Origin of the sequence: Candidatus Kryptobacter tengchongensis, from assembly GCF_001458555.1 — a bacterium.
Lineage (GTDB): Bacteria > Bacteroidota > Ignavibacteria > Kryptoniales > Kryptoniaceae > Kryptonium > Kryptonium tengchongense.
This window is the reverse complement of the sequence record NZ_CZVH01000084.1, coordinates 1-8503: the sequence shown is the minus strand read 5'-3', so window position 1 is coordinate 8503 and position 8503 is coordinate 1. Positions and strand designations below refer to the sequence as shown.

General features: G+C 36.2%; 7 protein-coding genes and 1 pseudogene. 2 read left to right on the top strand and 6 right to left on the bottom strand.

The features are described from left to right. Window positions 1–47: 47 nt before the first annotated feature. The 5 genes and pseudogenes from AT685_RS06875 to AT685_RS06855 all read right to left on the bottom strand — a co-directional run bounded on the left by AT685_RS06875 (window position 48) and on the right by AT685_RS06855 (window position 7165). A complete protein-coding gene (locus AT685_RS06875) occupies window positions 48–1310 on the bottom strand; it encodes a POTRA domain-containing protein (protein ID WP_072152066.1) in 1263 nt (420 codons plus the stop codon). Next, window positions 1285–3783 carry a primosomal protein N' gene (gene priA, locus AT685_RS06870; protein ID WP_072152065.1) on the bottom strand — a complete coding sequence of 833 codons (2499 nt, stop codon included), beginning with the start codon at window positions 3781–3783 and terminating at the stop codon, window positions 1285–1287. The genes AT685_RS06875 and priA overlap by 26 nt, the downstream gene beginning before the upstream one ends. Window positions 3784–3815: 32 nt before the next feature. Further along, window positions 3816–4982: a nickel pincer cofactor biosynthesis protein LarC gene (gene larC / locus AT685_RS06865; protein ID WP_072152064.1), complete on the bottom strand. Its 1167-nt coding sequence runs from the start codon at window positions 4980–4982 to the stop codon at window positions 3816–3818. Window positions 4983–5080: 98 nt separating this feature from the next. Then, window positions 5081–6481 (bottom strand): sensor histidine kinase, encoded by a 1401-nt coding sequence (locus AT685_RS06860; RefSeq protein ID WP_072152063.1) that lies wholly within the window; start codon window positions 6479–6481, stop codon window positions 5081–5083. A gap of 14 nt (window positions 6482–6495) precedes the next feature. Next, window positions 6496–7165, bottom strand: a pseudogene (locus AT685_RS06855) (response regulator). Between the two features lie 120 nt (window positions 7166–7285). On the opposite strand from AT685_RS06855, the gene AT685_RS06850 reads away from it, so the two are divergent. Together AT685_RS06850 and AT685_RS06845 are read left to right on the top strand one after the other, a co-directional pair. Continuing rightward, on the top strand, window positions 7286–7753 hold the full coding sequence (locus tag AT685_RS06850) for a DUF2231 domain-containing protein (protein WP_072152062.1): 468 nt from the start codon (window positions 7286–7288) through the stop codon (window positions 7751–7753). Between the two features lie 29 nt (window positions 7754–7782). Further along, on the top strand, window positions 7783–8331 hold the full coding sequence (locus tag AT685_RS06845) for a c-type cytochrome (protein ID WP_072152061.1): 549 nt from the start codon (window positions 7783–7785) through the stop codon (window positions 8329–8331). On the opposite strand, the gene AT685_RS08780 is transcribed toward AT685_RS06845, so the two are convergent. Then, window positions 8220–8471, bottom strand: coding sequence for a transporter (locus AT685_RS08780; RefSeq protein WP_420021850.1), 252 nt, complete (start codon window positions 8469–8471; stop codon window positions 8220–8222). The genes AT685_RS06845 and AT685_RS08780 overlap by 112 nt on opposite strands. Between the last annotated feature and the right edge of the window lie 32 nt (window positions 8472–8503).

Sequence of the window (8503 nt, the reverse complement as noted above, 5' to 3'; positions counted from 1 at the left end):
ACCTGAAATTTTTTTCTCCGACACGATAAGTGGGGTTTTGATATAGGTTAGAGCAGTATGACCGACTTTTTTTGATGGTGTAATTGGCTATGTTCCGACGCCCGCAAATCTAAATTCTCCCTTGAATCGTATGAAACCCCAAACCCCGCATTTAAACTCGTGCTTTCAAAAATTTGATAACCTATGAACTCAGTCGCAGTTGGGATCACCGTCCTTTGAGAGATATAAAACGACGCCTTTAAAATTTCTGAAACCTTCTCAGAGCTTGTCAGTTCAAACGAAAGATTCAATTTTGGTTCTCTAACGACATAAGTTGAATCCTGCTTTCGCTGATGAAAAGAAACTTCCGCACTTAACGGAAAACTTAATACATACGGTTCAAAATAATTAAGTTCAAATTCCTGCGTTTCCCGTGTTTCAGCATTCCACCTTGCCCCAAACCTTCTCCCTGTGCCAAATAAATTTTTCAAAACTATATTTATATATCCCGTGAAATATCCACCCGATGTTTCAGTCCTCGGAACATAGCCAATTACACCATCAAAAAAATTCGGTCTTACTTCTCTAACCTTTATCAAAACCCCACTTATCGTGTCGGAGAAAAAAATTTCAGGTTCCTCAACCACCTCAAATAACCCAAGCTTCACAAGTCTATTTCTTATCTGGTTGAATTTCCTCTCACGATAAATTTCCCCCTTTTTAATCCTCATTTCCCGCAAAATTAGAGATTCTTTGGTCAATTTATTACCCTCAATTTTTACCTGCTCAATTTTTATCAAGCTACCTTCGTTTATTTTAAGATTTAAGTTTACAAATCCATTTTCATCAAAATTCAAACCCGCAACCTCAACCCTCGCAAGTGGATATCCAATGTTTGAATATGTGTCAAGAATTCTCCTGATTTTGTCTTTTAAAATCCCCGGCAAAAATATGTCCCCTTTTTTAAAACCAGAAATTGCAATTATATCCTCAACCGATAAAGCTTCATTTCCAGAGATTTCCACTTCCCCCAATTTCGCTTGCTTTCCCTCGCTAATATAAATTTTTAACTTGCCATCTACTTTGATTGACTCAACCTTTGCAAAATAAAATCCGTTTTCAATATATAAATTTAAAATTTTGCCTTTCAATGTTTCTATCTCTTCCCCTGAAACTCCACCCCCTCCGATGATCTCATAAACTTGTTTCTCTATTTCCCTCAAAGGCAAATATCTGTTGCCGTAAATTTCAACTTTCAACGGCTGCGATAGAAGAAATTCTGAAAAGAGAAAAATTGTGAGAACTTTAAACAGTATTTTGCGGATCAACATCAATTATTAATTTAACACCCTTTGAATTTAATTTCACTTCAAATTTCTCCTTCAACTGCCATATTATCCGAGCGATCTCACCACCAGTCTTATCAACATTTTTGGGAATTTTCATTATTATGTGATACCTGTAATTTTGATTTATCTTCGGTATCGCAGCTGGAGCTGGACCAAGAATTTGAACTGGTAAGTGGACCTTTGATCTTAATTCCTTTGCAAATTCATCCGAGGCGAGCTCAACATTTTTTTCGTTTCTCCCCTTAAATTCAATTAATATAAGCCGTGTAAATGGGGGATAGTTAAGTTCCTTTCTTATTTTTAATTCTCGTTCGTAAAATTCAAGCGTTTTATGCTCAACCACGTAATTAAAGATATAATGATCTGGTTGAAATGTTTGAATTATAACCTCACCCTCCTTTTCACTTCTGCCAGCTCTTCCAGCGACCTGTGTGAGAAGTTGAAATGTCCTTTCGCTTGACCTGAAATCTGGGATGAGCATCGGTATATCCGCAGAGATAACCCCAACAAGCGTTACCCTTGAAAAATCAAGACCTTTTGCAACCATTTGAGTCCCCAACAAAATATCGGCTTCACCATTTGCAAACCTTTGCATAATTTTATCATATGATTTCTTACCCATCGTCGTGTCAAGATCCATCCGTATAATCTTCGCACTTGAAAAAATCTGTGCCACCTCATCCTCAACTCTTTGAGTTCCAACCCCTTTTAATTTAAGCTTAATTCCTCCACATCTGCGACATTTTTCAGGGACGCTTTTAACAAACCCACAATAATGGCATCTCAAGTGGTTGCCTGCTTTATGAAAGATCAAAGTGACGCTACAATTATCACACATCTCAACATAACCACAATCCTGACACTCAATATAAGTTGAATATCCACGCCTGTTCTGGAAAATTATAATCCCTTCCCCTCGTGAAATTCTCTCATCAATTTTCTGGGTCAAAAGAGTTGAAATTGATGTTTTATTTGCGTGTTCTTTTCTCTCTTTTATCATATCAACAACCTCAATTTTCGGCAACTTTGCGTTATCAACTCGTTCAGGTAAAACAAGAAGGTGATATTTCCCCAACTTTGCGTTGTAGTATGACTCAAGCGATGGCGTAGCAGACCCAAGTATAACCACAGCGTTATTTATCCTTCCCCTCATTATGGCAACATCCCTTGCGTTATATCTCGGAGGCAAATCAAACTGTTTGTATGAACTTTCCTGCTCCTCATCAACAACTATCAATCCAATTCTATCAAGTGGTGCAAAAATTGCAGACCTTGGACCAATCACAATTTTATAAACCCCATTTTTTATCATCCTCCATGAATCATATCTTTCCCCAATTGACATTCTGCTGTGAAGAACTCCGACGATATCACCAAAGCTTTTTTTAAAGCGATTTACAATCTGAGGGGTAAGCGAAATCTCGGGAACAAGAACAATCGCTGTTTTACCAAGTTTTATTATTTCCTTTATCGCTTCAATGTAAATTTGCGTTTTTCCACTGCCAGTTACACCATAAAGCAAAAATGTTTTAAAACTTTCCGAATCAATTGCCTTTTTTATCTCAATAAGCGCTTTCTTTTGATATTCGTTTAACTCAAACTTTTTATCGGGCTCATCAAATTCATATTCAAATTTTCTAATTGCTTCCTTTTTATAAATCTCAATTAGCCCTCTTTCAGCAAGTTTTTTTACTGTTTGCATACTTGCCCCCGTTACCCTCAATAGATCAGAGAGTAAAACTTCACTCTCACCTTTTTTCAACCGGGCAAGCAAAAACAATAAAATCTCTACTTGCTTTGGTGATGTCTTTTCAAGCTCCTCAATTACCTGTGTTAATTTCTTTGAGTTATCAGCATAGCTTTTTGATATTGAAACAAATTTCTCAAACTTTATTTTCGCCTTTTGTTCTGGGAGATACCTTTCAATTTCAACATAACCCAGAGATTCAAGTGAGTGAAGAATTGAATAAATGTTTTTAAAATGAAACTTATTCTTTAAAGTCTTTATGGCGACTGGCGAATTTTGACTTATAAGAAATTTTAAAACCTCCGCTTTCTTTGGCGAGCTCTTCTCCATGTTTGACAAAACCTCTGGCTCAAGTTGACGACGAAGTCTCACAATACTCCTGCTCTCAAGAACAGTTCCTGCAGGAAGGGCTGTCTTCAAAACTTCACCCCAACTTGCAAGATAATAATCTGCAACCCATTTCGTAAGCTTTAACATTTCCTCGGAAAAAGCTGGAACCTGATCAAGCACATCTTTTATCTCCTTTAACCTATGCCACCCACTTTGAGTTGAAACCTCAACTATGATCCCCGTCAGCTCCTGCTCCCCAAATGGAACTATAACTCTTTTCCCAACGGCGACATCATCCCTTAATTCATCGGGAACAATGTAAGTGAAAAGCTTATTCACAGGAACTGGAAGTGCCACATTGACATAAAGGTTCTTCATAAACCTCTTGCAAGAAATTTTTTGAGATTAGCTTACTGATTTACCAACGATTCAAGAATTTTATAAACCTGAATCAATGAAAGATTTCTCTCTTCAGCTATTCTTTTACATTCTTCAAATTCTGGAATAAGTCGCTCAACATTATCAATTGAAACAAGTTTAAATTTCACTCTCCCAAATGGGGTTTCAATTTCTCTTTGTTCCCTTGGCAATTTCCTTCTTTTGATCTCAATTATTCTAACACCAAGCGTTGTCGTCTGCGTAAAGATAATTTTTAACACATTATCAAGTTTTGACTCTGAAATAAGAACTGAAAGCAAGATCCCAGGACGACCTTTCTTCATGATTATCGGGACAAGGTAAGCATCATTTGCCCCAGAGGACAAGAGCTTCTCAATAACATAAGGGTAAACCTCTGGGTTCATATCATCTATGTTTGTTTCTATTAAAAGAAGTTTTTCTTCCCCGTATTTTAACGGGATTTCGCCGATGATAATTCTCAAAAGATTTGGACGGTCTGGGATTTCAAATTGCCCCGCGCCATATCCAATTGCGCTTATTTTTATCGTTTCTTTTTCAAGCCCATATTCAGCAAGCGTTGCAACTATGGCAGAACCCGTTGGAGTCGTCAACTCAAAAGAAACATCTGTTAAAATAACTGGAAAATTCTTTAAGATTTCAACCGTTGCTGGAGATGGAACTGGCATTTTCCCATGTTGCGTTTGAACGAAACCGCCCGAACCAAGCGGAATTTTTGAAACAAAAATCTTTTCTATCCCAAACTTTTCAATGCAAATCGCAGTCCCAACTATATCAACTATTGAATCAACCGCTCCAACTTCATGAAAATGAACATCATCAATTGCAACATTATGAATTTTCGCCTCAGCTTGAGCAAGAGTTGTGAAAATTTTTTGAGACGTTTTCTTGACGAAATCAGATAAATTGCTCTTGTCAATTATCTCAAAGATTTCCGAAAGATTCCGATGAGCCTCTCTATCTTCTTTTATGACTACATCAAATTTCGTCGCATTTATCCCATGCCTTGTGATTTTTTTTATCTTGACATCAAAATTTTTTAAGTTCAACTTTTGAATTTCGTTTTTAAATTCCTCAAAATCAATCCCCGCATCAATGAAAGCACCTATGGTCATATCACCACTTATCCCTGAAAACGCATCAAAGTAAGCAATTTTCATCTTCGTGAGATCAATTAATTTTTGATAAAATTTAATTGCTCAAAATGATATAAGCAAGGCAGGAGATTTAGTTAAGTCGTTAACGCAAAAAATTATGACTATAATTTCTCGGGAAGGTAAATCACAAATTCCGTCCCTTTTCCAAGTTGGCTTGAAACTTTAATTTGACCCGAGAGGATTTCAATTATGGCTTTTGTGAGAGAAAGACCAAGACCTGTTCCAGATGGATTTATTTCAAAAGCGTTTTTACCCCGATAAAACCTGTCAAAAATATAAGGTAACTCATCCTCGCTAATTCCAATCCCCGTATCTGATACGGTAATTTTCACCTTGTCATCTATCCTTTCGCAGGTTACTTCAACTTTACCACCAGAGCCAGTATATTCAATTGCATTGTCAATTATGTTTCGCAAAGCTTCAAAAAGAAGTTTCTCATCCGTATTTATAACGACATCGGAATTACAATAAAATTTCAATTTCACATTTTTCTGCTTTGCTTTCAAATTGAATGTTAAAATCAATTCACGAATTAAATCGTTTAAATAAACCTTTTGCATATTCGCTCTTACAATTCCAGCATCAGCTTTAGCAAGATAAAGCATTGATTTTATTATTGAAATCGTTCTGTCCGTTTGTTTCTGAATTAAATTTAAAGTGTTAATATACTCGCCTAAGCGTCTTTTCTTCATCAATGTTATTTCAACCTCGTCTTTTATAACAGAGAGCGGTGTTAAAAGCTCGTGGGCGACATCGGATGTGAATTGAGATATTTGCCTGAATGATTTTTCCAATCTCTCAAGTAATCTGTTGATCGCATTCACAAGCTTTATAATTTCATCTGGATATTTTCCATCTTTCAACTCAATTCTTTCAGTTAAATTTTCAGCCGTTATCTTATCAGCTTTTTCTATCACCTGTTCAAGCGGACTTATTAACTTTGAAACAATCAAATTCCCACCATACGATGCAATGATAAATGCAAGCACAACAGCAAGGATAAGCGAAGTTCTTAAAAGTCCCATCGCCGTCTGCACAGTTCCCTCAAACTTTGATGTCTCCACAACTCCTTGAAATTTGCCCTCCAAATAAATAGGATGATAAAAAATTCGTAATCTTTCCCCATTTATTGTAATTTCATCCGCACGACCAAGCTTTTCTTTGCTCGGCTTGGGTATTTGAAAATTCCATTTCTTCAAATTTTCAGATACAGCAACAACATTTAAATTTTCATCCAACACTCTGAAAAAGACCGATGCCTCATTCAGGTGAAAATGTTCCGCCTCATAAAACTCAGTTGAATCAACAAATATAAAACTTCCACCATCAAACTTTATCTTACCTGTAAGTTCCTCCGCTTCCTTCATCAGCAAGATGTCAAGTTCTTTATGAAGTGACCTGTCAAGATATATATAAATTCCAATCTCAGATATCAAAACCGCAAGGACAAAAACAAGAAGATACCACAAGTTAAGCCTAAATTTTAACGATTTGTAGTTCATTTCAATTTAAAATTTTATTCCACCTTTAAAACATAGCCAACGCCACGAACAGTATGAATCAGTTTTTTATCAAATTCCTTGTCAATTTTATTTCGCAAGTAATTGATATAAACATCAATATAGTTCGTCCCGGTGTCAAAATTTATCCCCCAGACATTTTCAGCTATCTCCATACGTGTCAGCACCTTGTTTTGATTTATCGCAAGATAATAAAGTAGATCATATTCCTTTGGAGAAAGATAAATTTTCTTGCCTCCTCTCATTACGGTTCTGCTTATGGGATTGATGACAAGGTCGGCAATTTGAATTGATGATGACGCTGTTTTCGCACGCCTCGTCAAAGCCCTTATCCTCGCAAGGAGCTCCGAAAATGAAAATGGTTTTGTGAGATAATCATCAGCCCCGGCATCCAAACATTTAACTTTCATATCAACCGCATCAACAACGGTGAGCATCAAAATCGGAGTTGAAATTTTATTTCTTCTTATTTCCCTGCAAACTTCAAGTCCATCCTTTTTTTGGCAATTTGAAATCAAGAATTATACAATCATATTCGCCAGAAACTGCCATAAAAACGCCAGATTCGCCATCATATGCCACATCAACATTATAACCTGCCTCTTTAAGCCCCTTTTTTAGCGTTCTGGTCAAATCTTTCTCGTCTTCAATCAAAAGCAATTTCATAGCAACTTTAAATTTTATTTGTTTATCGTGTAACCATAACAAAGTTAATTCCGTCAAAATTTACAAGCAAGTTTTCTGCGCTTAATTAATAAACTCTAATCTCGTTTTAATGTTTTTCTAATGCTTTATATCTTAAATTACAAACTAAAAAAGGTTAAAACTATGCCACTTCATCCAATGCTTGTTCATTTCCCGATCGCCCTCCTAACAAGCTATGTCCTTTTTGAAATACTTTGGATGATTTTCCAAAAGGATTGGATTAAAAATTCGTCGGTTCTTCTCCTTTTGTTAGGTTTGATTTTTGTTGTTCCATCAATTTTATCTGGTGAGGCATCTGCCGAAAACTTTGAAAAAGTCTCACATCTTGAAGAATTAATTGAATCCCATGAAACATTCGCAAAACTTACCGGGATTACTTTCTTTATCGCATTTATTTTGAAAGTGATTCTGATGCGAACCGGAAAGTTTAACTTCAAAACGAATCTCATAGTCTTTGTAATCTCGCTTGTTGGCATGTTCTTTTTAGTTCAAACAGGATTAAGAGGTGGAGAACTTGTTTATAAACACGGCGTTGGCATTCTTTATTAAACTCTAAAAACAAACAAAAATTTAAAACTATGAACAAAATTATTTTTGTCGTCCTTCTCACAACTGGATTGATCTTTGCACAACAGGACACCACAGAACAGGCAATTGATTTTGAAGCGATAAAAACAATGAATGGGAAACAAATTTACGAAGTATTTTGTGCAAAATGCCATGGTATAGATGGGAAGGGGAACATACCTGAAGAAGTAAAAGAAAGTTGGGATGTCCCACCGCCAGATTTCACAGACGGATATTTCAACTCAAGAGAAGCAAGAAAAGACTGGTATGCGGTGATAAAATATGGAGGGAATGCCCGTGGTCTATCTCAAACGATGCCAGCTTTTGGAGAAATATTCAGTGAACAACAAATTTACGAGATAATTGAACACATAAAATCCTTTGTTAACCAGAGAAAATATCCCCAAGGCGAACTTAACTTTATTCGTGCACACTATGCGACAAAAGCTTACCCCGAACAAGAATTTCTATTAATCCCAACCTTTACCAATCCTTTCGTTTCGCTCCCGGTTGGAAGAGAAAGTTCAAAACCAGTTGTTAAAATAAGCATGCTCTTATAATTGTCATAAAACGCATATTTTAAGCCAAGTTCAAGATCTCCAATACCTGTCGTGTTATTAACCGTTGATTTCAGATTTTGCAGTGGAAGTTTGACTTCGTATTGAAATCTTGAACCAAATCTGTTCGCATAGTATAGAATAATTTTTGAATTACTTGCACCAGATGTTTCTC